General features: G+C 71.6%; 19 protein-coding genes and 2 tRNA genes. 14 read left to right on the plus strand and 7 right to left on the minus strand.

Going from position 1 to position 23,494, the window contains the following annotated elements:
- Positions 1-38: 38 nt before the first annotated feature.
- Positions 39-215 (minus strand): hypothetical protein, encoded by a 177-nt coding sequence (locus FE251_RS15375; RefSeq protein ID WP_168202602.1) that lies wholly within the window; start codon positions 213-215, stop codon positions 39-41.
- Here FE251_RS15375 and FE251_RS00575 point away from each other — a divergent pair.
- Entirely contained in the window at positions 214-1,545 is a 1,332-nt protein-coding gene (locus tag FE251_RS00575) for a threonine/serine exporter family protein (protein ID WP_230976483.1), read from the plus strand. The two genes, FE251_RS15375 and FE251_RS00575, sit on opposite strands and share 2 nt — an antisense overlap.
- 69 nt (positions 1,546-1,614) lie before the next feature.
- Positions 1,615-1,703, plus strand: a tRNA-Ser gene (locus FE251_RS00580).
- 45 nt (positions 1,704-1,748) lie between these two features.
- Here FE251_RS00580 and FE251_RS00585 read toward each other — a convergent pair.
- Positions 1,749-2,957, minus strand: a complete 1,209-nt coding sequence (locus tag FE251_RS00585; RefSeq protein ID WP_139947382.1) for an MFS transporter — start codon at positions 2,955-2,957, stop codon at positions 1,749-1,751.
- Between the two features lie 31 nt (positions 2,958-2,988).
- On the opposite strand from FE251_RS00585, the gene FE251_RS00590 reads away from it, so the two are divergent.
- The 4 genes from FE251_RS00590 to FE251_RS00605 all read left to right on the plus strand — a co-directional run bounded on the left by FE251_RS00590 (position 2,989) and on the right by FE251_RS00605 (position 9,270).
- Positions 2,989-3,390: a MerR family transcriptional regulator gene (locus tag FE251_RS00590; protein ID WP_230976484.1), complete on the plus strand. Its 402-nt coding sequence runs from the start codon at positions 2,989-2,991 to the stop codon at positions 3,388-3,390.
- A gap of 128 nt (positions 3,391-3,518) precedes the next feature.
- Positions 3,519-6,482, plus strand: a complete 2,964-nt coding sequence (locus FE251_RS00595) for a beta-xylosidase family glycoside hydrolase (RefSeq protein WP_139947384.1) — start codon at positions 3,519-3,521, stop codon at positions 6,480-6,482.
- A gap of 175 nt (positions 6,483-6,657) precedes the next feature.
- Entirely contained in the window at positions 6,658-9,036 is a 2,379-nt protein-coding gene (locus FE251_RS00600; protein ID WP_139947386.1) for a family 43 glycosylhydrolase, read from the plus strand.
- A gap of 161 nt (positions 9,037-9,197) precedes the next feature.
- Positions 9,198-9,270, plus strand: a tRNA-Arg gene (locus FE251_RS00605).
- 78 nt (positions 9,271-9,348) lie between these two features.
- Here FE251_RS00605 and FE251_RS00610 read toward each other — a convergent pair.
- The 3 genes from FE251_RS00610 to FE251_RS00620 form a co-directional block, all read right to left on the minus strand.
- On the minus strand, positions 9,349-10,290 hold the full coding sequence (locus tag FE251_RS00610) for a COG1470 family protein (protein ID WP_139947388.1): 942 nt from the start codon (positions 10,288-10,290) through the stop codon (positions 9,349-9,351).
- Positions 10,291-10,560: 270 nt separating this feature from the next.
- The gene (locus tag FE251_RS00615) at positions 10,561-12,396 is read right to left on the minus strand and encodes an alpha/beta hydrolase-fold protein (RefSeq protein ID WP_139947390.1); all 1,836 of its coding nucleotides are present in this window, start codon (positions 12,394-12,396) and stop codon (positions 10,561-10,563) included.
- Between the two features lie 295 nt (positions 12,397-12,691).
- Positions 12,692-13,441: an IclR family transcriptional regulator gene (locus FE251_RS00620; RefSeq protein WP_139947391.1), complete on the minus strand. Its 750-nt coding sequence runs from the start codon at positions 13,439-13,441 to the stop codon at positions 12,692-12,694.
- Positions 13,442-13,568: 127 nt separating this feature from the next.
- Here FE251_RS00620 and FE251_RS00625 point away from each other — a divergent pair, with 127 nt between their 5' ends.
- The 6 genes from FE251_RS00625 (at position 13,569) to FE251_RS00650 (ending at position 20,528) form a co-directional block, all read left to right on the plus strand.
- Positions 13,569-14,831, plus strand: coding sequence for an ABC transporter substrate-binding protein (locus tag FE251_RS00625; protein WP_139947393.1), 1,263 nt, complete (start codon positions 13,569-13,571; stop codon positions 14,829-14,831).
- Between the two features lie 88 nt (positions 14,832-14,919).
- A complete protein-coding gene (locus FE251_RS00630; RefSeq protein WP_139947394.1) occupies positions 14,920-15,828 on the plus strand; it encodes a carbohydrate ABC transporter permease in 909 nt (302 codons plus the stop codon).
- Positions 15,825-16,658 carry a carbohydrate ABC transporter permease gene (locus tag FE251_RS00635; RefSeq protein WP_223147554.1) on the plus strand — a complete coding sequence of 278 codons (834 nt, stop codon included), beginning with the start codon at positions 15,825-15,827 and terminating at the stop codon, positions 16,656-16,658. Before FE251_RS00630 ends, FE251_RS00635 begins: the two co-directional genes overlap by 4 nt.
- A gap of 5 nt (positions 16,659-16,663) precedes the next feature.
- Positions 16,664-17,842 (plus strand): mandelate racemase/muconate lactonizing enzyme family protein, encoded by a 1,179-nt coding sequence (locus tag FE251_RS00640; protein WP_139947396.1) that lies wholly within the window; start codon positions 16,664-16,666, stop codon positions 17,840-17,842.
- Positions 17,839-19,047, plus strand: a complete 1,209-nt coding sequence (locus FE251_RS00645; RefSeq protein ID WP_230976485.1) for a fumarylacetoacetate hydrolase family protein — start codon at positions 17,839-17,841, stop codon at positions 19,045-19,047. The genes FE251_RS00640 and FE251_RS00645 overlap by 4 nt, the downstream gene beginning before the upstream one ends.
- Positions 19,044-20,528, plus strand: a complete 1,485-nt coding sequence (locus tag FE251_RS00650) for an aldehyde dehydrogenase family protein (protein ID WP_139947398.1) — start codon at positions 19,044-19,046, stop codon at positions 20,526-20,528. Before FE251_RS00645 ends, FE251_RS00650 begins: the two co-directional genes overlap by 4 nt.
- 21 nt (positions 20,529-20,549) lie before the next feature.
- On the opposite strand, the gene FE251_RS00655 is transcribed toward FE251_RS00650, so the two are convergent.
- Positions 20,550-21,083, minus strand: coding sequence for a CGNR zinc finger domain-containing protein (locus tag FE251_RS00655; RefSeq protein ID WP_139947400.1), 534 nt, complete (start codon positions 21,081-21,083; stop codon positions 20,550-20,552).
- A gap of 86 nt (positions 21,084-21,169) precedes the next feature.
- Here FE251_RS00655 and FE251_RS00660 point away from each other — a divergent pair, with 86 nt between their 5' ends.
- A complete protein-coding gene (locus FE251_RS00660; RefSeq protein WP_139947401.1) occupies positions 21,170-22,066 on the plus strand; it encodes an alpha/beta fold hydrolase in 897 nt (298 codons plus the stop codon).
- Positions 22,067-22,219: 153 nt separating this feature from the next.
- Positions 22,220-22,765, plus strand: coding sequence for a pyridoxamine 5'-phosphate oxidase family protein (locus FE251_RS00665; RefSeq protein WP_139072642.1), 546 nt, complete (start codon positions 22,220-22,222; stop codon positions 22,763-22,765).
- Here FE251_RS00665 and FE251_RS00670 read toward each other — a convergent pair.
- Complete coding sequence (locus tag FE251_RS00670; RefSeq protein WP_139947403.1) at positions 22,762-23,427, minus strand: SIMPL domain-containing protein; 666 nt, start codon at positions 23,425-23,427, stop codon at positions 22,762-22,764. The genes FE251_RS00665 and FE251_RS00670 overlap by 4 nt on opposite strands.
- Positions 23,428-23,494 lie beyond the last annotated feature (67 nt).

Consider the following 23,494-nt stretch of genomic DNA (forward strand, 5'->3'; position numbering starts at 1 on the left):
GGGGACGTGCGCACCCGGGGAGGTCCGCCCCCGGGGGGTCAGTCGCGCTTGCGCAACCAGGAGCGCACGGCGAGGTAGAGCACCGCGGCGACGACGAGGACGACGACGAGCCGAAAGAGGAACCACACGGCGCTGAACAGCGCACCGACGAGCCACCACGCGACGACCACGGCGAGGACGACGAGCAGGACGGTGAGGAGGTCGTTACGGCGCATGGGGAGCAGTTTCCCACGGGAGGCCCGGCCCGGACGGCCCGGGGTGGCGGCCTCCGGGCAGGGCATGATGGTCCTCGTGGAGGACGACCGTGTGACCCAGTCGCTCGTCCGGAGGTCGGCGGCGGTGCTCCGCCTCGGCTCGCTCCTGCTGGGAGCGGGAGCCGGGTCCTACCGGGTCAAGGACTCGATGCGGCGGGCCGCCGAGGCGCTGGACCTGCACGAGCACCGCGCCCAGGTGACGCTCACCGAGATCACGACGACGGCGCGCGACGGCGACCACGTGCGCACCGAGGTCATCGAGCAGCGCGACGTCGGTGTCAACGCCGACCGGATCGACGCGATCGCCGGCGTCGTCGAGCGGCTCGGCCCGCGCACGGACGTCGCCGCACTGGAGAGCGCGCTCGACGACGTGGAGCGGGCGCCGCGGCACTACGGGCCGGTGGCGAGCGTGCTCGCCGTCGCCCTCGCGTGCGCCGCGTTCGCCTTCCTCAACAACGGCGGGCCGATCGTCTGCTCGGCCGTGCTCCTCGCCGCCGGCCTGGGCCAGACGGTGCGCCGCCGGCTCCAGCACGCCCGGCTCAACAAGTTCGCCGTCACCGCGCTCGCGGCCGCGGTCTCCAGCACCCTCTACGTGGGCGTCGTCCTCGGGCTCGAGAGCCTCGACTTCGCCGACACCTCCCACGAGGCCGGGCTCGTCTCCGCCGTCCTCTACCTCGTCCCCGGCTTCCCGCTCGTCACCGCCGTCCTCGACTTCGTGCGGATGGACCTCTCGGCCGGCCTCACCCGCCTCGCCTACGTCACGGTGACGCTCCTGTCGGCCGGGATGAGCGTGTGGGCGGTGTCGTGGCTCGCGGGGCTCGAGCTCGACGGGCCCGCCTCCGCCGTCCTCGACGGCCCGCTGCTGCTCGTCATGCGGGTGGTGGCCAGCGCTGTCGCCGCCGCCGGGTTCGCGATGCTCTTCAACTCCTCCCCGAAGGCGGTCGCGGTCGCGGCCCTCATCGGCGGGATCGCCAACCCGGCCCGGATCTACCTCGTCGAGTCCGGCGTCGCGCCCCAGGCCGCCTCGCTCGTCGCGGCCTGCGTCGTCGGACTCCTCGCGGCGCTCGCGGCCTCCCGCGGCCGGCCCTCGCGGGTCACGCTCTCGGTGCCCGCGGTGGTCATCATGGTGCCCGGCGTCATGGTCTACCGCTCGCTCGTCCACCTCAACGAGGGCGAGGTCTCCGCCGCCCTGGCCAACGGCGTCGAGGCGTCCTTCGTCATCATGGGCATCGGCGTCGGGCTGGCCGTCTCCCGCATGCTCACCGACCGGAACTGGGCCTTCGAGCGGTGAGGACGTGGCCTCTCCCACAGCGCTTTGGTTCGGCAGGCCCGACCCGGTAACCTGAGCGCGCAGGACCTTGGAGACGTCGCATAGTCAGGTCTAGTGCGCGGCCCTGCTAAGGCCGTGACCGGGCAACCGGTCCGTGGGTTCAAATCCCACCGTCTCCGCTCGCTGCGAAGGGGCCCGTCCACGACGGGCCCCTTCCGCGTCTCTCAGCGGCCGCGCGCCGCCCCGCCCGTCGCGGTAGCACCGACCGTCGCGAGGGCCGCCCCGCGCGGGCGCAGTCCCAGCCCCGCGAACCCGGCCACCGCGAGGAGCGCCGGGACGAGCGCGAGCAGGGGCAGCGCGTCGACCGTCCAGCGCTCGACGGCGCCGCTGCCCGCCGCGGCGCCCAGGGCGATACCGAGGTTCATCGCGACCGGCATGAGCGTGCCCGCCGTCGTCCGGTGTGCGACGCCGGCGGCGCGCATGAGCGCGGCCTGCACCGCCGGGCCGATCGCGCCCGTGGCCAGGCCCCAGACGAGGACGAGCGTGAGGTCCAGCCAGGCGGTCCCGCCGACCGCCGTGACCCCGAGGAGCCCGAGCGTCATGACGAGCGCGGCGGTGACGGGCACGGCGCGTGGGAAGCGGTCGCTCGTCGCGCCGACGGCGCCCACCCCGAGCACGCCGACCAGCCCGAAGACGAGCAGCAGCGCGGGCGTCGGCACGGCGCTCGGGGTGAGCAGCTCGGCGACGAACGTGAAGACCATGAAGTGCGCGACGAGCATGAGCCCGCCGAGTCCCGCCAGCGCGAGCAGCGGACGGACCGAGCGGGAGGGGACCGGAGCGTCCCCGGCCGCGCCCCCGGAGGCGAGGACCGGTGCCCGCCGGAGCACGACGGCGACGGCGACGGCCGCGACCAGCCCGAGCAGCCCGACGGCGAGGAACGGGGTGCGCCAGCCGGCGGCGCCCGCGAGCGCGTTGCCCGCCGGGACGGCCACGACGGCCCCCGCCGTGCCGCCGGCGAGGACGACCGCCGTCGCCCGCGCGATGCGCTGCTCGGGGACGATCGAGGCTGCGTGGGCGTTGACGGTCGACCACAGCAGCCCGGTGGCCGCGGCGGCGACGAGCCGGGTGGCCATCGCGACGCCGTAGGTGCTCGCCGCCGCCGTCCCGAGCGTCGCGAGCCCGAAGACGACGAGTGCCACCGCGATGACGGCGGGCCGGTCGAGGCGCGCGGTGAGCCGCGCGAGGGGGAAGGTCGCGACCACGACGGTCGCGGCCCACGCCGAGACGAGCAGCCCGGCGCTCGCCAGCGTCACGTCGAGGTCGGCGGCGAGCGCGGGGAGCACCGCCGTCGGCATCATCTCGCCGCTCACGACGACGAGGACGGTGAGTGCCATCGCCGTCAGAGCCGGCCACGGGAGCCTGTTCTCATCCATGCGACGACGGTAGAGTTTGACATTGATGTCAATGTCAAGGGGGATTCCGGAGATGAAGATCGGGGAGCTCGCCGAGCGCACCGGCGTCGCGCCGCGGCTGCTGCGCTACTACGAGCAGCAGGGCCTCATCGCCGCCGGCCGCGCGAGCAACGGCTACCGGACCTACTCGCAGGACGACGTCGAGCGGGTGCAGCGGGTCGCGGGGCTCGTCCGCTCCGGCGTCCCCACGCGACTCGTCCGCGCGATCCTCGACCTCGAGGGGATCGAGGCCCCCGAGCGCGCTGCCACGTGCAGCCGCGGCGTGGCCGAGCAGCTCGCCGCCGAGCTCGCCGACCTCGAGGATCGGATCGCCTGCCTCACGCGCAGCCGCGACACGATCCGCCGCTTCCTCGAGCAGACCGAGCACGGCGCGGTCCTCACCGGCACCTCCTGAGCGGCGGCCAGGGCCCGGCTTCCTGTTGACCGGGGCCGGGTGCTCCTCTACGGTGAGTTCGACGCCTGATGTGCGCGCTAACACAGCGCCGCGACGACGCGGGCGGCCGACCAGCGAAGGAGCTCGTCATGCGCAAGCGCCACCCCGCGGGCGGAGCCCGCCCACGCTCCCGGACGGCACGTGCTGCGGGCGCCCTCGTGGCCACCCTCGGGCTCGCCGCCTCCCTCCTCGCCCCGAGCGCCTCGGCGCAGGGGGAGACGCCGGCGTGGGACCCCGCGCCGTCGTTCACCTCGACGGACCAGGGCGACGGCACGTACACCGTCCCGCTGTTCAACGCCGACGTCCCGGACATCAGCGTGGCCCGCGTGCCCGCCGCCGAGAGCGGTGAGGGCCGCGACGTCTACTACATGATCAGCACGACGATGCACCTGAGCCCGGGCGCCCCGATCATGCGGTCCTACGACCTCGTCAACTGGGAGATCGTCAACTACGTCTTCGACCGCGGCAGCATCAACGACTCCTTCTCGCTGCGCAACGGGGAGAACTCCTACGGGCAGGGCCAGTGGGCCTCCTCGCTGAGGTACCACGAGGGCCGGTTCTACGTCTTCTTCAACACGAACAACCTCGGCGGCGCCTACATCTACAGCACCGACGACGTCGAGAACGGCAGCTGGGACAAGATCGCCCTCGGCCGCGGCCTGCACGACGGCTCCCTGTTCTTCGACGAGTCCGACGGCGGCACGCCCTACGTCTTCTACGGCAGCGGCGCGGTGCACGCCGTGCGGCTGAGCGAGGACCTCACGCAGATCGTCGCCGAGTACCCGAACATCGTGCGGCCCGCGGACTACCCCGGCCAGCCGTTCGTCGGCGGCCTCTTCGAGGGCACCCAGGTCTTCGAGATCGACGGGTACTACTACCTCGTGCTCATCACCTGGCCATCGGGCCAGGGCCGCCAGGTCGTGCTCTTCCGCGCCGAGGAGCTGCTCGGCCGCCACGCGACGGCCGACGGGTCCAACCCCTACGTCGCGCGCAGCGGGCTCAACTCCAACGGCTTCGCCCAGGGCAGCCTCGTGCCGATCGCCGGGGAGGACGGGCAGGACACCTGGCACGGCATGTTCTTCCGCGACACCTTCCCCATCGGCCGCATCCCCGCGCTCATCCCGGCGACCTGGTCCGACGGGTGGCCGGTGTTCGGCAACGCGGGCGTCGTGCCGGTGGGCGGCGCCTTCCCCCGCCCCATCGAGCTGAGCGAGGCGGAGCACCGCCTCGAGCGCCAGCGCGCGATCGTCGCCTCGGACGACTTCGACAACGACGCCCCGCACCGGCCGTGGATGGACGAGGAGTGGGACATCCCCGCGGCGCCCGACGTCGACGAGTCGCTCCTCGGCGTCGAGCTCCTCACCAACGGCGGGTTCGAGGACGGCACCACCGGCTGGCAGGTCAACGGCACCGCCCAGCTCGCGGCGAGCGAGGACGCCTACTCCGGGGACCAGGCCCTGCGCGTCACCGGCCGCGTCGACACCGGCTCGGGGCCGATCCAGGACGTCACCGCCAAGGTGCAGCCGGGGATCACCTACGACGTCTCCGCGATGATCCGGTACGACGACCCGGCCAGCCCGGCGACGAAGCAGTTCTTCATCACCTCCCACAACGGCGGCAGCTCCTACACCAATCGCGCCACGGTCACCGCCCGGCGCGGGGAGTGGGCCCGCATAGAGGGCAGCTTCACCGTCCCGGCCGGACAGCCGCCGACGACGATGCGTCTGTTCGTCGAGACCCCCTGGGTCAACAGCGCCACCGTCGCCGCCGACCCCGCCGCGCACGTCATGGACCTCCTCGTCGACGACGTCTCCCTCGTCGGGCGGCCCACCGTCACCGAGCTCCCCCACCCGGACGAGATCGCCTTCAACGGCTCGCGCCTGGACGAGGTGTGGCAGTGGAACCACGCGCCCGACAACCGCTACTGGTCCCTCACCGACCGGGACGGCTGGCTGCGGCTGACCACGGGCAAGGCCGTCACCGGTGACTACGTCTTCACCAAGCTCGGCGACCGGCCCGGCCTCACCTACCTCGAGGAGGCCCGCAACACCCTGTCCCAGCGGACCTTCGGGCCGCGCTCCTCGGCCGAGACCACCCTGGACTTCTCGGGCATGCGCGACGGTGACACGGCCGGCCTGGCCGTCTACAACCGCGGCTTCTCCTACGTCGCGGTCCGCCGCGACGGCGGGGAGACGACGCTCGGTGTCGTCAACCGGGTCCAGCCCTTCCCCGTCGTCGTCGACCAGGAGGCGACCGAGGCGTTCCTGCCCGGCACCACCGTCGACCTCGGCGAGGCCACCGAGGTGCACCTCAAGGCCGACGCCGACTTCGCCTCGCCCACCGGCCAGCTGTGGACGACCTTCTACTACAGCCTCGACGGCGAGACCTGGAGCCCGCTCGGGCAGCGCGTGGGTCCGCAGACGCTCGACGGCACCCTCGCGCACTTCATGGGCCACCGGTTCGGCCTGTTCAACTACGCGACCGAGGAGACCGGCGGGCACGTCGACTTCGACCACTTCCTCCTCAGTGACACGCTCACCGCGCAGGGCGCGGGGATCGACACCGCACCCCTGGAGGCGGCGATCGCCCACGCGCACACCCTCGACGCCGCCGACCACCCCGCGCCGGAGTGGGCGGCCATGCAGCGCGAGCTGGCCAAGGCCGAGGCTGCCTGGGAGCGCGGCTTCTCCACCCAGAACCAGGTCGACGCGCCGGAGCGCGCGCTCAGCCTGGAGCTCGCGCGTCTCGGCGTGCTCACCGCGCAGCAGCCGCTGGACGTCACCGTCACCGCCGACACCCGCTGTGTGGTCGGCCGGGCGGTCCTCGCCGTCCGGGCGCACAACGGGGAGGAGGTGCCGGTGACCGTGCGGGCCGACTCGGCCCACGGGTCGCGGACCTTCGCCGACCTCGCGCCCGGACGCAGCGCCGCGCACGCCTTCACCACCCGACAGGTGGTCCTGCCCCCGGGCGAGGTGTCCGTCACGGTCACGCCCGAGGGCGGCTCACCGCTCGAGCTCACCGTCCCCCACGTCGCGCAGAGCTGCGGCGCCTGATCCTCGGGCGGAGAGAGGAGGAGGCGAGGGCGCCCCACCCCGACCGGCCCCCGTGAGGCGAGAGCCCGCGGCCCAGCCGAGCACGCAGGTCCGTCCCCGCGGACCACGACCAGCACGTAGCACCTGAGGAGGACAGTTCGTGGCACTAGAACGACGGCACGACAGACGCGCAGCAATGTCCCTCATCGCCATCGGCGCGCTCCTGTCGGCGGGCCTGGCGGTGGCGACATCACCGGTCCAGGCCGACGAGGCGCCGAGCGAGGAGCTCATCGTCAACGGTGGGTTCGAGGACGGCCTGAGCGGATGGTTCGTCAACAACGGCAACCCGACCGACGGCGCGTCCCTCGCCGTCACCGACGACGCGTTCAGCGGCGACGCGGCGGCGCAGACCACCGGCCGACAGACCACCGGCTCGGGCCCGATGCAGGACCTCAGCGGCAAGCTGCAGGCCGGCTCGACCTACACGGTCCAGGCCCGGATCAAGTACGACAACCCGGCCAGCCCGGCGACCAAGCAGTTCTTCGCGACGATGCACTACGGCGGCGGGACCTACACCAACGTCGGTGACGTCGTGGCGACCCGCGGCCAGTGGGCCCACATCAACAGCACCTTCACCGTCCCCGCCGGCCAGGGCGTGACGACGGCGCGCCTCTTCCTCGAGACCCCGTGGACGAGCGAACCCGGCGCCGACCCGGACCTGCACCTCATGGACTTCGTCGTCGACGACGTCTCCCTCGTCGGTGCCCCGCCCCCGCCGCCGCCCTCGCGGACCGTCGAGGTCGCCGGCAAGCTGCCCGGCGACCACAACCCGCTCCTCGGCCACAAGTTCGGCGCCGACGGCTTCGGCATGGTCCACGACGGCCGGGTGTACATGTACATGACCAACGACACCCAGGGCTACGCGCCCGACCCGGTCACCGGCATCTCCCCGCAGATCAACTACGGGGACATCAACCAGATCACGGTGATCTCCTCGACCGACCTCGTCAACTGGGTCGACCACGGCGAGATCCAGGTGGCCGGACCGAACGGCGTCGCGCCCTTCACGAACAACTCGTGGGCCCCGGGCGCCGTCACGCAGACGGTCGACGGCGTGGAGAAGACCTTCCTCTACTACGCCAACGGCGGCGGCTCGAGCAACGTCATCACCGGCGAGAGCCCGCTCGGCCCCTGGTCCAGCGAGCGCACGAGTACGCTCATCAACGCCTCGACGCCGGGCACCGAGGACGTGGCGTGGCGCTTCGACCCGGCCCCGTTCGTCGACGACGACGGCGAGCCGTACCTGTACTTCGGCGGCGGCCCGGCGGCGACCTCGATGCCGCCGGCGGAGCGGTACAACAACCCGAAGAACCTGCGCGGGATCCGCCTCGCGGACGACCTCGTCACGACCGAGGGCTCGGCGTTCGTCGTCGACGCGCCGGTGGCGTTCGAGGCCGCGCACGTCTTCAAGCGCGACGACCTGTACTACCTCACCTACTCCTCCCACTTCGGTGGCTCGGACTTCGGCGGCAACCAGACGCCCCTGCCCGGCTACCCCGGCGGCGGCCAGATCGGCTACATGATCTCCGACGACCCGACGGTGTGGGACAAGGACACCTACGCCGGGGTGATCTTCCCGAACCAGGCGGAGTTCTTCGGGACGGGCACCGGCGGCAACAACCACCAGTCGGTCTTCGAGTACGAGGGGAAGTTCTACTTCACCTACCACGCCCCGACCCTCAACAAGCGGATCAACGGCAACCAGACGCAGGGCTACCGCAGCCCTCACATCCAGGAGCTGACGTTCAACGAGGACGGCACCGCCGTCCAGGTCGTCGGCACCTACGCCGGGGTCGAGCAGGTCCGGGACTTCGACCCGTACCGCGTGTTCGAGGCCGAGACGCTGGGCTGGACCAAGGGCATCACGACCGCCCGCACGGACCTGCCGTCCGCGGAGTTCGGCACGGACGTGCCCAACCTCGTCGTCACCGACGTCGACAACGGGGACTGGACCGCGCTGTCCTCCGTCGCCTTCGGTGACTCCGGGGCGGCCTCGGTGACCGCGCACGTGCGCCCGCTCCAGGAGGACGTGCGGATCCAGGTGCGCGCCGGCAGCGAGACGGGCCCGGTGCTCGGGACGGTCGACGTCGACGGCACCGTCGGGGAGTGGACCGAGGTGACGGCCGAGCTCACCGGCGCGACCGGCACGCACGACGTCTTCTTCACCTACGCCGGCGCCGCGGGCGACCTCCTCGAGATCGACACGTGGGAGTTCACCGAGGCGGGCGGCGAGCCCACGCTCGACGTCACGGTGACGACCGACGCGCGGTGCGTCGTCGGACGTTCCGTCCTCACCCTGCGGGTGACCAACGGGGAGGACCACCCGGTGACGGTGCAGGCTGACACCGCGTTCGGGTCCAAGGTCCTCACCGACCTCGGTGCCGGGCGCAGTGCGCTCCACGCCTTCACCACGAGGCAGGTCTCCGTGCCTGCCGGTGAGGTGGACGTGACCCTGTCGGCGGACGGGGTGACGGTCCCGCTGACCGTCCCCTACGCCGCCCACTCCTGCGGCTGACGACCCACGGCGGCCCGGTCCTCACCTCGAGGGCCGGGCCGCCTCCGCACGTCCGGGCCCCTCACCGTCGTGCGTGGCGGAACTCACGTGCTCGAGGGGCTCCTGGGATTTTCCCCGCCGCCCTCCTGCGGCTATGCTCGACTACGGCCCCACGGGGTCATGCGCCCGTAGCTCAATGGATAGAGCATCTGACTACGGATCAGAAGGTTGGGGGTTCGAGTCCCTCCGGGCGCGCAGGAAGAGAAAGCGAGAGCCCCGCCGGTCACCGGCGGGGCTCTCGCTCTTTTCGGCGGAATGGCGCCGGAGGGCGGGTCACCGCCGGCTCGGGACCGAGTCCGGGAGCCCTGGATCCGTGTCCTCGGGTACGTCGGCGGCGGCCGCGGAGCCCGTTGCCGCAGCGACGGCCGCGGCGATGCGGTCCTGCACCTTCTGCGCTGCACGTCGCCGATGCCTGCGGAAGAGCAGCAGGGCGCCGCAGATCAGGGCGAGCAGGGCGAGCTGGGACCACGGGACTGCCCAGACGCTCACGGTGCTGGTGGCCGCCGCCAGAGGGACGTCGACGACGTCCTCGCCCACGATGCCCGGGGTGCTGGTGAGAGACCCGCGCGCGTGCACGGTCGGCCACGTGGGGACCGCGACGGTGTGGCTGACGGGGTCTCCGGGGAGGATCTCGCGGTCCTCGGTGAGGCTCTCGGCGTCGAACAGGCCGAACGGGCCGCTGACGGTGGCGGCGGAGTCGGCTCCGAGGCGGACGTTCCCCGAGTTCACCACGGTGTAGGTGATCGTCGTGGTGCCGGGTGCGAACGGGTTCCACGACGGTGCGTACGTCGCGCTGACCTGCTCGTGGGTGAGCTGGGCCAGGATGTCCCCCGTGACCCGCAGGTGGGCGCGCACCCCGACCCGTGAGGTCATCCGCACGCTGGTCGTCCCGGTGTCGGCCAGCTCGGCGACGATGCCCGCGGGGTGGTCACCCGGGGTCGCGTCCGCAGGAACCCGGATCTCGACAGGGATGGCGACGGTGGTCTGGCCGGGCACCTCGAGCATGAGCCCACCGCCGTCGCGGGCCTCGGAGCCGCCCGCGGGCAGGACGGTGATCCAGGACCCGCCTCCGGTCGGCTCCTGGTCCGAGGGGGCGAGGTCGAAGCTCCCGTCCGGCGACAGCGTCCCGTCCCCGCCGTAGACCGCGAACGTCGCCGGTTCCGTTCCGAAGTTGGTGAGGGCCACCTCGTCGGAGAGCTCTGTGCCGCCCTCCACGGAGTGGCGGAGGGAGACACGGCCGTCCGGCTCTCCGTCCGTCGAGGGATGGAGTCCCCAGGTGGTCAGGGAGTCGGCGGACGCCTCCGACACCGGTCGGGTGGTCGCCGCTGTGCCGGGCGATGCCGCGACGGAGGGTGCGAGGAACGCGGTGGCGGTCACCAGGACCGCCGCCACGCCGAGTGGACGTGCATAGGTGCGTGACATGGTGCCCCCAGAGGTGGGGTCGCGGCCGGCCGGCTCCCACCACCGGCCGGCCGCTCCCACGTGTCAGTCGGTCGGGAAGAGCGAGACCGAGAGGTTGGCGGTGTACTCGCCGAAGGCGGCGTCGACGGGGAACTCCAGCAGGAGGTCCGCCGTCATCTGTGCCTGACCGCGCCGACCGGCCTGGTCGGCGGCGGCCAGCGTCGCCGGGGCGGCGAGGCCTCGTCCCCCGGAGATGATGCTGGCGACCGTCGGACCGGGTGTCACCCCGGGCTTCGGGTTGACGAGCAGCGGCTTCCAGCCGAGGTGCCCGGCGTCGAGCTCGTGCGAGCCGCTACGGAACACGCTCGACTGGCCGGTGACGGACCATCCGCCCCCGGCTGCCTGGTTCGCGCTGCGCGAGTCGGTGACCGTCACCGTCGGCAGCGTGCCCCGGAAGGTGAGCCGGTCCGCGAGCCGCCTCTCGTCGCCCAGCTCGACGGCGTCGCCGTAGCTGGCCACCGAGAGCGTGAGCGCTCCGGAGGTCTCGGTGACGTTCGCCTTGAGCGGGATGCCGCTGCGGTCCGCCGGGTCCTGGAACACGACGTTGCGGACGTAGAAGTTCAGCAGCGGACGCCAGGAGTGCCACGTGTGCCCGCCGGGGACGTTGTGCTCGATGAGGTCGATGCCGGCGGCCCGGTGAGCAGCAGCTCTTGCGACGGAGTTCACCGCGATGTTGCCCAGGCGGTCCTGCAGCCCTGTGCCCCACATGATGGCTCCGGAGACGTTCTTCATCCGCTCGACCTGCTCGGCGGAGGCCGGTCCTCCGCCGATGCTCCACACGCCGTGGTAGCCGAAGAGGTCGGTGTAGTCGTAGGCGAGGGTCTGCGCCCGGCTGCCTCCGGCGGAGAAGCCGGCGAACGCGCGGTCGGCAGGGTCGGTGGAGACGTTGAAGCTCTCCTCGACGAACGGGAAGATGTTGTTCCGCAGCTCGTCGACGAAGCCGACGTTCCCGCCCGGCAGGCCGTTGAAGTCGGTCGCGACGACGACCATCTCCTCCGCCGCCCCCTCGTTGATGGCGTTCTGGACGATGTAGTGGGCGACGCCCTGCATGAACCACGCGGTGGAGTGGTCCCCGCCTCCGTGGCTCAGGTAGAGGGTGGGGTACGGCTCGGCGCGGTCGGCGTCGTAGCCGTGCGGCGTGTAGACCAGCAGGTCGTGGACGCCGGCGGGGTTGGTGGACAGTGGCGAGTCGTAGCGCAGCGACTGCAGCTCACCCATCTGGTCCGCCGGCAGCGGCCGCTGGTAGTCCGTCGCGTAGGTCGGGAAGTCGGGGTGGGTGGGTACCCAGAAGGTGCTCCGCACGGCACCGGGCGCCCCGGGGTACTGCGGGAAGATCTCCCACGGGTTGGCCGGGTCGTAGTGCAGCGTGCAGCCTGTGGCCACGTCGCTGGCGCAGTCGTGGGTGAAGGCGTAGCGGAACGTGCCCGCGGGCAGGGGGGTCGTGGCCTCCCAGACGCCGTCGGCGCCCTTGACCATCGGGATGGTGCGCCACTGCGTCGCGGCGACGTCCCCCGGGCGCCACTGGGAGGGCAGCCGGTGCTCACCGCAGCCGTCGCAGGTGATGGTCTCGGGCTGGGCGTAGGTCCAGTCGCCGTAGAGGTGGACCTGCTCGACCCCGGGTGGGGCCTCGTAGCGGAACTTCACGGAGTACCCCGTGGGTGCGACGTCGGTCTTGACGAGCGTCGGGCCGAGGTCTGCCTCCGTGTCGGCGGCGGCCGGCGCGGCGCCGGCGATGCCGAGCGCGAGGGCTCCGACGGCGGATGCCGCGATCAGGACCTCTCGGGAACGTCGTCTGCGCGACGAGGCGGTCGGTGGCGAGCCAGGACCGCCCCGGAACAGGCGGAAAGACGAGATCTTCATGCCAGTCTCCTCGAATCTTGGACGTGGGTCAGCGTCGTGAGGAGCGCTCGCCGGAACTGCGCACGGCGACGATGCGGGTTGCGCGTGTCGTCGTCACCGACGACGGATGGTCGCCGTGTCGGCACTCCGCCGTGCGGGCGATGCGTTCGAGTCTTCCCTGAGTCGAAACGTCGAGGTGAGCCCCCCTGGACACCTATCCGCGGCGCCTGTGGCGCCGTTGCGCTGAGGATGGTGGCGGCAGGAAAGGCATGTCAACAGAGTGTTGCGCTATGCGCACCACGGGTTGCGGATCTGGCTAGTGGGCGTGCCCGAGCTCAGCGGAGACGACGCGGGCTGTCGCGAACAGGAGCGGGAGGTGCTCCTCCAGCTGCGGGAGCGAGGCCACGACCTCGACCGAGCTGATCGAGATGGCGGCGACGACCTTGCCCCGGGAGTCGCGGACCGGCACGGCGGCGCACACGACGTAGGAGTCGCGCTCGCCGTTGTCCGCGGCCCAGCCCCGGTGACGCACGGTCGCGAGCTCGACCTCGAAGGAGTCCCGGTCGGTGATGGTCGTCGGGGTGTGGCGCTCGAGGGTCACGTAGGACAGGAGCCGTTCCCGGTCGGCACGTGGCAGGTGGGCGAGGATCACCTTGCCCACCGCGCTCGCGTGGATCGAGACCGCGTGCCCCACCCGGGACGGGAGCTGCACGGTGGGATGGGCGGGGCTGTCGACCTTGTCGATGTAGATGATCTCGTCGCCGGTCAGCTGGGCCAGGTGCACCGTGTGGCCGGTGCGGCGCTGGAGGTCGCGCAGCGGCCGGCCGGCGAGCTGACGCAGGTCCATCGAGCCCAGGGTGAGCTCGGAGAGCTCGATGAGGCCCCCGCCGAAGACGTAGGTCCCCGCGCCCGTCCGCCGGACGAACCGTGCGGACTCCAGGGTCTGCAGCAGGCGCAGCGCCGTGGACTTGTGGACGTCGAGCAGGGTAGCCGCCTCGGTGAGCGAGAGCGGGCCCTGGGCCGAGCGCTGGATCAGCGTGATCGCACGCTGGACCGACTGGGACATAACGCAGAACCTCCGTTGCAATCTCTGCAACGCATGCTAGGACCTATTGCAACGCGTGGCTACTGTTGCGCATGCTGCGGGTCGCGTTGCGCGTCCGCGACGTCCGTCTCATTACAAGGGAGTAATCATGAGAACGAATCACTCGCGCCGGACGGCGGTGACGGCAACGGCTTCTGCCCTCGCTCTGGCGCTCGTCGGATGCAGCAGTGGGGGCGACGAGGACGCCGCCGACCCCGAGGGCAGTGGTGGCGTGACGACGGTGACGTTCGCGGCCTCGACATTCGGTGACCCGGGTCGCGGGCCGCTGCTGCTCGAGCTCGTCGACGAGTTCAACTCCAGCCAGGACGAGATCCGTGTGTCGGCTGCGGCGGTCCCCTACCCGACGTTCGGGCAGACCGTGCTCACCCAGATGGGCAGCGGCCTGGGCCCGGATCTCATCCGCTTCGACATGCCTGAGTTCGCCTCGGCCTCCGAGGCCGGCCTCATCACCCCGCTGGACGACTACATCGACCTCGAGGAGTACGACCTGCTCCAGCAGCCCGACCAGTTCATGGTCCACGACGGCGTCCGTCACGGAGTCATCTTCGAGGCCTCGAACTACGGCATGTTCTACAACGCCGACCTCATCCCCGAGCCTCCGACGACGTTCGAGGAGTTCGTCCAGACCGCTGAGGAGCTGACGGAGGGCGACACCTTCGGTCTGGCCTTCCGGCAGACCCAGGAGGAGGAGGCCGGTGTCTGGCAGGACATCTTCAACTACGTCTACGGCTTCGGGGGCGCCTGGTCGGACGGCGAGGAGCTGACGATCAACCGGGCCGAGAACGTCGAGGGGCTCGAGGCCTACCAGTCCCTCTACGACGCCGAGGTCATCCCCCGTGGCGCGGACGCGGCCACGTTCCGCCGCATGTTCGCCGAGGGCAAGGTCGGCATGGAGCTGAACAACGGCGGCTACGTCTCGGCCACACAGGGTCAGGCACCAGACCTCAACTTCAGCGTGGCACCCATCCCGTTCCCGGTCCGGGCCCAGGGCACGATCCTCGCGCCCATCGTCATCAACGAGGCGAGCCCGGCGAAGGAGGCGGCGGCGACCTTCATCGAGTGGGTGCTGCAGCCGGAGAACCAGGTCAAGCTCCAGGAGATCCTCGGCGCGAGCAGTGTCGCCACCGTCACCGAGCGCAGCCCGGAGACCCTCGAGGAGACGCCGTTCCTCACGGTGTTCGACGAGCTCACGGACACCAGCCTTCCGCACGTCGTCCTCGGCTTCGAGTCACGGACTCCCGACATTCGCAAGATCGTCGTGGAGAACGTGCTCGCCTCACTCCAGGGCGAGGTCAGCATGCAGGAGGCCCTCGACCGGGCGCAGGAGGAGGCGGTCAGTCTCGTCGGATGACCGGCCCGCCGTGGCCGGCGCGCGCCCGCGCGCCGGCCACGGCCCGTCCCAGGGAGTCACATTGGCAGTGCAGACTGTGCCGCCCGAGGTGAGAGCCTCGATCCGGCGAAAGAGCCCGCTCGGGAGCCGGTGGACGCCGTACGTGTTCCTCGCGCCCGCTGCGGTCTACATCCTGCTGTTCCAGGGAGTTCCGCTGGTGCAGCAGGTCTACCTGAGCTTCACCGAGACGACCCTCCTCAACCCCACGCGCAGCGAGTGGGTGGGACTGGCCAACTACGAGCGCATCTTCGTCGACCCGGAGTTCCACCGCACCCTGCGCACGACGCTCGTCTACACCGTCGCGTGCGTCGTCGGCTCGGTCGGTGTGGGACTCGCGCTGGCACTGCTCCTCAACAGGTCGTTCCGTGGGCGGGGCGTCGCCCGGGCACTCGTCACCGTCCCGTGGGCGGCACCCGGGATCGCCGTGGCACTGATCGCCACCTGGATGTTCAACGCGCAGTACGGCATCGTCAACCGGTTCCTCGACGCCATCGGCCTCGGAGTGCCCGGGGGCTCCATCCTCGACAGCCAGCAGTACGCGCTGCCGGCGATCCTCGTGACCACGATCTGGCAGCTGTTCCCGTTCACGTCGGTCGTGCTCCTGTCCGCCTTGCAGTCGGTGTCCCAGGACCTCGTCGAGGCGGCGACGATGGACGGTGCCGGCCGATGGTGGACCTTCCGTGCCGTGACGTGGCAGGTGATCAAGCCGACCGTCGGGCTGCTCGCCCTCCTCATGACGATCTGGTCCATCCGGCGGTTCGAGCTCATCTGGCTGATGACCAAGGGAGGCCCGGTGGGCACGACGGAGACGATCGTCATCGACCTGTACTCCCAGGCCTTCCAGTCCCAGCAGCTCGGCACCGCCGCAGCGATCGGCATGGTCGGCGTCCTCATCTCCCTGGCGGTGATCGGCGCGAGCACGGCCGTCGCCCGGGTGGCAGAGCGGAGACTGTCGTGAACCGCACCAGCACGGCGGGCCTCGTCCTGCGCGTCATCGCCGTTCTCGTCGCCCTCGGCATCGCCGTGTTCCCGCTCTACTGGATGCTCGTCACCGCCCTGTCGACGAATGCCGAGCTCTTCGCGCCGGAGGCACGCCTGTTCCCCGACCTCGGGCAGCTCGGCGTCTTCGGGACCGCGCTGGCGGACGGCAAGGCGCTGGGATGGCTGGTCAACAGCTTCACCATCGCCACCGGCACGATGGTGCTCTCGATCGGGCTGGGGATTCCCCTGGGCTACGCGCTGTCGCGGTTCAGCTTCCGCGGCAAGGTCGTCGTCGCCCTCGTCATGCTCTTCACGCAGATGCTCCCCGAGGCGCTCATGGTGGTGCCGCTCTTTGCGCTCTTCCGTCGTTTCGACCTGCTGGACTCGCTCGGTGGGCTCGTCCTCGCCAACTCCGCTTTCGTCCTGCCCATCGTCGGACTCATCCTCAAGGGCGCCATCGACGGTGTCCCCAGGGAGCTCGAGGAAGCCGCGCGTATCGACGGAGCGCGGCCGCTGGCCGTTCTCCTGCGGATCAACCTCCCGTTGATCGTGCCGTCGATAGCGGCGACCGCCGTCATCGCCTTCTTCCACGCGTGGAACGAGTACGTCTTCGCCGTGACGTTCATCTTCGACCCGCAGATCCAGCCCGCGTCGGTGGGGATCGCGAACTTCATCGGCGAGCTCGGGACCCCGCTCCAGACGGTCATGGCAGTGGCGTTGATGTTCACCCTGCCGGCGGTCGTGTTCTACCTGTTCGCACAGAAGTACGTCGTGGCGGGCATGACCGCAGGCGCAGTGAAGGGATAGCCACCGTGAAGATCACAGCCGTCGAGCCCCACACCGTCGACTTCTACCGCACGAACCTCGTCCTCGTGGAGGTCCTGACGGACGAGGGGGTCGTCGGGATCGGTGAGGCGACTCTCGAGGGGCGGGAGCGCGCCGTGCTCGGTGCGCTGGCGGACATCGCCGACTCGGTCGTCGGACGTGACCCAACTCGGGTCAGCCACATGGTCCACGAGACCGTCCGTGACGGGTACTGGCGGGGCGGACCGGTGATGATGACCGCCCTGAGTGCGATCGAGATGGCCCTGTGGGACATCTCTGCCCGCGCGCTCGGGGTGCCGGTCCACCGCTTGCTCGGTGGACAGACCCGCGACCGGGTGCGCGCCTACGCGAACGGCTGGTTCTCCAAGGCAGCGACGCCTCAGGAGTACGCCGCTGCCGCCCGGCGGACGGTCGACACCGGCTTCCGGGGGCTCAAGTGGGACCCGTTCGAGAACTACGACCTCGTGGTCACGACCGCACAGCTCGACCGTGCGCTGGCCCAGATCCAGGCCGTGCGGGACGAGGTCGGCCCGGAGGTCGAGCTGTTCATCGAGGGTCACGGCAGGTTCGACGTCCGGACCGCGACGAAGATCGCCCGCGAGCTGGCACCCTTCGATCCCGTCTGGTTCGAGGAACCCTGTCCTCCGGACAGCCTCGATGCCCTGGACCAGGTGCGGCGCGCGTCTCCCGTTCCGATCGCAGCGGGAGAGCGGTGGTTCGGTCGGCAGGCCGTGGCGCCGGCGCTGGCCCGTCACGTCGTGGACTTCGTCCAGCCCGACGTCACCCACGCCGGTGGCATCGCGGAGCTGGTATTCCTGTCCGGCCTGGCGGCGATGTCGTACGTCGGCTTCGCGCCACACAACCCGAGCGGGCCGGTCAGTACGGCGGCAACCTTGCAGATCGGCGCGACGGTCCCGAACTTCCACTACCTGGAGATCATGGCGACCGACGTGCCGTGGCGACCTGACATCTCCTCCGAACGCCTCGCCCTGACACCTGAGGGAGACGTGATGATCCCTGACGGCGTCGGTCTGGGAATCACGCTCGACACGGGCGCGATGGAGCGGTACCCGTTCGTCCCTCGGCCCCTGCGGCTCTTCGCGGACGCGACGTACGACATCCGGCCTGACGACGAGGCCTCGTTCTTCAACCTGGACGCACGGTGAGCTCCTCGCGCCACACCGGCGCCGCGGACGAGCCCTGGTTCGGCTCGCCGTCCGGCGCGCTGCCCGACGACGCCGACGCCGTCCTCGTCGGGCGCGCCTGGAGTCCTGCCGCGCGTGGCCCCAGCGTCGTCGTCGTCCGCGGCGACGAGCTCGTCGACGTCACGCAGACCTTTCCCACCGTCCGGGACCTGTGCGAGCAGGAGGACCCTGCCGCCGCGGCGCGGGACGCCTCGGGGCCGGTGCTCGGTGACGTCGCCGACGTCCTGGCCAACACCGCGACGGTGGTGAGGACGGACGAGCGGCCGTGGCTCCTCGCCCCGGTGGACCTTCAGGTGCTCAAGGCGGCAGGAGTCACCTTCACGGCGTCCATGGTCGAACGCGTCATCGAGGAGCGCGCCGGAGGTGACCACCGGGAGGCGGCGCGGGTGCGGCGCGAGCTCGCCGCAGCGGCCCTCGGAGCGGACATCAGCCGAATCGTGCCGGGCTCGGCGGAGGCGACGCGGGTCAAGGAGTACCTCACCGAGCACGGCCTGTGGAGCCAGTACCTCGAGGTCGGGATCGGCCCCGACGCAGAGATCTTCACGAAGGGCCCGGTCCTCTCCGCCGTCGGCACGGGGGCGGCGGTCGGTGTGCTGGCGGACTCCTCGTGGAACAACCCGGAGCCGGAGGTCGCGCTCGTCATCCAGTCGAGCGGTCGCGCCGTCGGCGCCACGCTCGGCAATGACGTCAACCTCCGCGACATCGAGGGCCGCTCCGCCCTCCTTCTCGGGCGGGCGAAGGACAACAACGCCTCCTGCGCCCTCGGACCGTTCATCAGGCTCTTCGACGACGCCTTCACGATGGACGACGTCAGGACCATGAGCGTGCAGCTCGAGATCCGGGGGACGGACGGGTTCCGACTGGAGGGGGTCTCCGCCATGGAGGAGATCGCGCGCGACCCGGAGGACCTCGTCTCGCAGCTCGTCGGCAGGCACCACCAGTATCCCGACGGTGTCGTGCTCATGCTCGGGACGATGTTCGCGCCGGTGGTGGACCGGGATCTCGCGGGGGGAGGCTTCACCCACCGACTCGGTGACGTCGTCACCATCTCGGCCGCGCCGCTCGGTGCCCTCGTCAACGTCGTCGACCACTCCGAGGAGTGCCCGCCCTGGACATTCGGTGTCCGTGACCTCATGACCGCTCTGGCAGACAGGGGAGTGCTGTGACCACCGTCCTCACGACAGATCCGCGCACGGGTCGGACCGTGCCCACCCACCTCGAGGAGTCCACGCCCGCCGACGTCCATGCAGCGGTCGCCGCGGCGGTGGACGACACCTCGGTGCTGCGCAGAGCCGGCAGAGATGGCCGGGCTGCCCTGCTCGACCTCCTCGAGGCGCGCGTGCTCGAGGCCAAGGACGCTCTCGTCGAGACCGCGGCCGGTGAGACCGGACTGCCGACGTCGCGGCTCAGTGGCGAGGTGGACCGGGCAGCCCACCAGTTCGGGCTCTTCGCGGACGTGCTCCGTGACGGCGGGTACCTCGAGGTCATGGTCGACCACGCGGACGGTCCCCTCCCCGAGGTGCGGAGGATGCTGGTCCCGGTCGGGCCCGTGGTGGTGTTCGGGGCGAGCAACTTCCCGTTCGCGTTCTCGGTCCTCGGGGGCGACACCGCCTCGGCCCTCGGGGCGGGATGTGGCGTCGTGGCGAAGGCGCACCCAGCGCACCCGCTCACCTCCGCGCTCTCCGCCCGTATCGTCACCGAGGCGGCGCAGGAGGTGCTCGGAGCCGACGGGCTGCACCTGCTCCACGGCTTCCAGGCCGGGCTCGACGCGGTCCGCCATCCGGCGGCCAGGGCGGTCACCCTCACCGGGTCGGTGGCCGCGGCCCGCGGGATCCTCGACGTCATCGCCGAGCGTGAGGAGCCCATCCCGTTCTTCGGTGAGCTGTCCAGCCTCAACCCGCTCGTCGTGCTCCCGGGGGCGGCGGACAGCCGGGCGGACGACATCGCCCACGGTCTGTTCACGTCGTTCACCGGATCGGGGGGACAGCTGTGCACGAAGCCCGGCTTCGCCTTCGTCCCCGACACGGAGGCCGGTGACCGGCTCGTCCGCGGTCTGCGGGAGATGGTCGGGCAGGCTCCTGCCACCGTCCTCCTGTCGAGCACGATCCGCGAGAGCTTCACCGACGGCGTCGAGGCGCAGGTGGCGGCTGGTGCCGTGCGGGTGGCCTCCTCCCGCCCGGACCCCGCCGGGATCGGCGTCGCCGCCGAGCTGCTGGAGACCGATGCCGAGCGGCTGGACCCGCAGGACGCGCACGAGTGCTTCGGACCGCTCCTCACCGTCGTCCGGTACCGCGCGACAGGTGAGGTGGTGCGGGCCCTGCGCGACATGGCGCGGTCGCTGACGGTCTCGATCCATGCCGACGACGTGGACCGTGACGCGGTTGCCGAGGTGCTCGCCGTGGCCACCGAGCGGGCCGGCAGGATCGTGTTCGACGGCTACCCGACGGGTGTCCGGGTCTCCTGGGCGCAGCACCACGGCGGGCCGTGGCCGAGCACGAACTCCCAGCACACGTCGGTGGGTGCCACGGCGATCCGCCGGTTCCTGCGTCCGGTCGCGTTCCAGAACGCCCCGGAGTGGGTGCTGCCCGCCGAGATGAGGGACGACAGCGAGGTGCCCCGGCGGGTGGACGGCGTGCTCAGGTCCTGACGCCGGGCGCTCGCGGGCGGGTCACCCGGGCTGGGCGGTCCCATCGGCGTCACCGGCCCGGCTGCGGCGGTAGTGGCGCCGCGCCTTGGCGCGGTTGCCGCACAGTGCCATCGAGCACCACCGGGCGGCGTTGGCGTTGCTCCGGTCGAGCAGGAAGCGGCAGCACTCGGGGTTCGCGCACGGACGCAGCCGCTCGGGGGAGCGCTCGGTCACCGCGGCCCAGGCGAGGAGGGCGCGCGCCGCGAGGGTGCTGCCGTCACCGCTCGAGACCTCCCACGTGAGGGCGCCGTCCTGCCAGCGCGGGCGGACGGCGACCTGCGCGAGGAGGGGGGCGAGCGAGGAGGCCTGCGCCTCCCCGGAGACGACGGCCTGCATGGCGTCGCGGGCCTCGCGGAGGGCGGTCACCTCGGCGGGTGCGCCGGTGCCCCCGTGGTCGGCCGCCCACCGGCCGGCGTCGGGTCCGAGGAGCTCGTCGACCTGGCTCCCGGCGACGACGGGGGTGGTGTTGAGCAGGTCGAGGAGCAGGTCCTCGTCGGCGCGGGTCACGACGTCCATCAGGTCTAACCTCCTCATCGGCTGTTGACAGGTTACACCTGCGGTGGTTGTCTAACCACATCAAACATCGAGAAAGGGTTAGAGCAATGAGCGCAGTCCACCACCGCCACGCCGTCGTCGACGGGCACCGCGTCTTCTACCGGGAGGCCGGGCCCGTCGACGCCCCGACCGTCGTCCTGCTCCACGGCTACCCGACGAGCTCGCACATGTTCCGCGGCCTGATCCCGCTCCTCGCGGACCGCTACCACGTCATCGCGCCCGACCACCTCGGCTTCGGCCTGTCCGACGCGCCCCCGGTCGAGGATTTCGACTACACCTTCGACGCCCTCGCCGACATCACCGCCGGCCTGCTCGCCTCCCTCGGGGTCGAGCGGTACGCCGTCTACGTCCAGGACTACGGCGCGCCGATCGCCTGGCGCCTCGCGCTCGCCGACCCGGACGCGGTCACCGCGGTCATCACCCAGAACGGCAACGCCTACGAGGAGGGCTTCGTCGACGACTTCTGGGCCGACCTGTGGGCCTACGCCGCGCACCCCGACGCGACGACGGAGGCGCCCGTCCGCCAGGCGCTCACCCGAGAGGCCATCCGCTGGCAGTACCTGACCGGCGTCGCCGACCCCTCGCTCGTCGACCCCGGCACCTGGGAGCACGACCACGCCCTCGTCTCCCGGCCCGGCAACGACCTCGTCCAGCTCAGCCTGTTCCGTGACTACGTCACCAACCGCGCGCTCTACCCGCGGCTGCACGAGTACTTCCGTACCACCGGGGTGCCCCTGCTCGCGGTGTGGGGCGAGGGGGACGAGATCTTCGGCCCGGCGGGCGCCGCGGCGTTTACCCGGGACCTGCCCGACGCCCGCGTCGAGCTGCTGCCCGGCGGTCACTTCCTCCTCGAGTCCGCCCTCGACGAGGTCGCCGCGATCATCCGTGACTTCCTCGCCACCGCACTCCCGACGCCGGCTCCCGCCGTAGCCGCGCGGGCGTAGGTCCGGGCGGTCAGTGGAGGATCGCGTACGCCCCCGCCTCGACGAGAACGACCGGCTCGAAGAGGTGGTCGACGCCGATCGCCACCGGCGCGGGACCGGTTCGACGCGGAGCGCGACTCGGTACCCACGCACCAGGACTGTCAGACTGGCCTCATGTCCCGCCAGTACGACGCGATCACCGACGAGCTGCGCACCTTCATCGAGGCGCAGCCGATGTACTTCGTCGCGACGGCGGCCCGTGAGGGCCGCGTCAACGTCTCGCCCAAGGGCCTGGACAGCCTGCGGGTGCTCGGGCCGAACCGCGTCGTGTGGCTCAACGGCACGGGCAGCGGCAACGAGACCGCCGCCCACCTGCTCGACACCCCGCGGATGACGCTGATGTTCTGCGCCTTCGCCGGCAAGCCGCTCATCCTGCGCCTCTACGGCACGGCCCGCGCGGTCCACGCCGGGGACGCGGACTGGCCCGAGCTCCTCGGCCTCTTCCCGCCGCTCGAGGGCGCCCGCAACGTCTTCGACCTCGAGGTCGACCTCGCCATGACCTCGTGCGGGTTCGGCGTCCCGCTCCTCGACTACGTCGACCAGCGCCCCCTCATGGAGTCCTGGGCGCGCAAGCGCGGTCCCGACGGCGTCAGCGACTACCAGCAGCGCAAGAACCGGGTGAGCCTCGACGGTCTGCCCACCGGTCTGCCGACCCCCTAGGCGGGCGGCCCGGCGGTGAACCGGGCGTCGACCTCGCAGGAGACCTCGACGTCCTGCGGCACCAGCGCGAGGTCGGGTCCGCCGCCGGCGAGCGCCACCCGCGCGAGGTGGCCCGGCTCCTCCGGCGGGTGGGGCCCGAGCATGCCCGCGTCGGCGAGCGCGACGACGCGCACCTCGCCCAGCCCGAGGGCGGCGGCGTAGTCCCGCGCCTTGGACCGCGCGTCGGCGACGGCCCGCGACCGGGCGGTGCGGGTGAGCTCCTCCTCGCGCGCCTCGGTGAGGGTCCACTCGACCTGCTCGACGCCGAAGCCCTCGACCGTCGACATCTCGGTGAGCCACGCCCCGAGCGCGACGACGTCGCGGAACGTCACCCGCAGGTCGGTGCGCGCGTGGTGGACGAGCGGCAGCTGCGCACCGTCCTGGCTCCACGGCCGCGTCGCCCAGGTGCGCACGTCCTGGCCGACCCACGACGTCACCGGTCCGGCCTCCGGGTCGTGCAGGGCGACGACGCTCGTGCGCGCAAGGTGTGAGTGCTCGACGACGGCGGCGAAGACCCGCGCGGCGTCGTCGCCCTCGACCGAGATGTGGGCGCTCACGGTCCCCCGCTCGGCGGGGTGGGACGTCCGGCACGCGCCCCGCACGGTGATCTCGACGTCGGTCACCTGGGCAACGTACCAGCAGGTCAGCGCGGTGCGGAGGGTGATGGCGCGACCTGTGTCGAGGCGGCCC

This window comes from Georgenia wutianyii (assembly GCF_006349365.1).
Lineage (GTDB): Bacteria > Actinomycetota > Actinomycetes > Actinomycetales > Actinomycetaceae > Oceanitalea > Oceanitalea wutianyii.

Excerpts from the sequence above, each read along its gene's own strand:
- FE251_RS00625 (WP_139947393.1), top strand. The coding sequence starts at position 13,569 with ATGAGAACGAATCACTCGCGCCGGACGGCGGTGACGGCAACGGCTTCT.
- FE251_RS00615 (WP_139947390.1), bottom strand. The coding sequence starts at position 12,396 with ATGAAGATCTCGTCTTTCCGCCTGTTCCGGGGCGGTCCTGGCTCGCCA.
- FE251_RS00660 (WP_139947401.1), top strand. The coding sequence starts at position 21,170 with ATGAGCGCAGTCCACCACCGCCACGCCGTCGTCGACGGGCACCGCGTC.
- FE251_RS00585 (WP_139947382.1), bottom strand. The coding sequence starts at position 2,957 with ATGGATGAGAACAGGCTCCCGTGGCCGGCTCTGACGGCGATGGCACTC.
- FE251_RS00575 (WP_230976483.1), top strand. The coding sequence starts at position 214 with ATGGGGAGCAGTTTCCCACGGGAGGCCCGGCCCGGACGGCCCGGGGTG.
- FE251_RS15375 (WP_168202602.1), bottom strand. The coding sequence starts at position 215 with ATGCGCCGTAACGACCTCCTCACCGTCCTGCTCGTCGTCCTCGCCGTG.
- FE251_RS00665 (WP_139072642.1), top strand. The coding sequence starts at position 22,220 with ATGTCCCGCCAGTACGACGCGATCACCGACGAGCTGCGCACCTTCATC.
- FE251_RS00620 (WP_139947391.1), bottom strand. The coding sequence starts at position 13,441 with ATGTCCCAGTCGGTCCAGCGTGCGATCACGCTGATCCAGCGCTCGGCC.
- FE251_RS00590 (WP_230976484.1), top strand. The coding sequence starts at position 2,989 with ATGTCAAGGGGGATTCCGGAGATGAAGATCGGGGAGCTCGCCGAGCGC.
- FE251_RS00600 (WP_139947386.1), top strand. The coding sequence starts at position 6,658 with ATGTCCCTCATCGCCATCGGCGCGCTCCTGTCGGCGGGCCTGGCGGTG.
- FE251_RS00655 (WP_139947400.1), bottom strand. The coding sequence starts at position 21,083 with ATGGACGTCGTGACCCGCGCCGACGAGGACCTGCTCCTCGACCTGCTC.
- FE251_RS00595 (WP_139947384.1), top strand. The coding sequence starts at position 3,519 with ATGCGCAAGCGCCACCCCGCGGGCGGAGCCCGCCCACGCTCCCGGACG.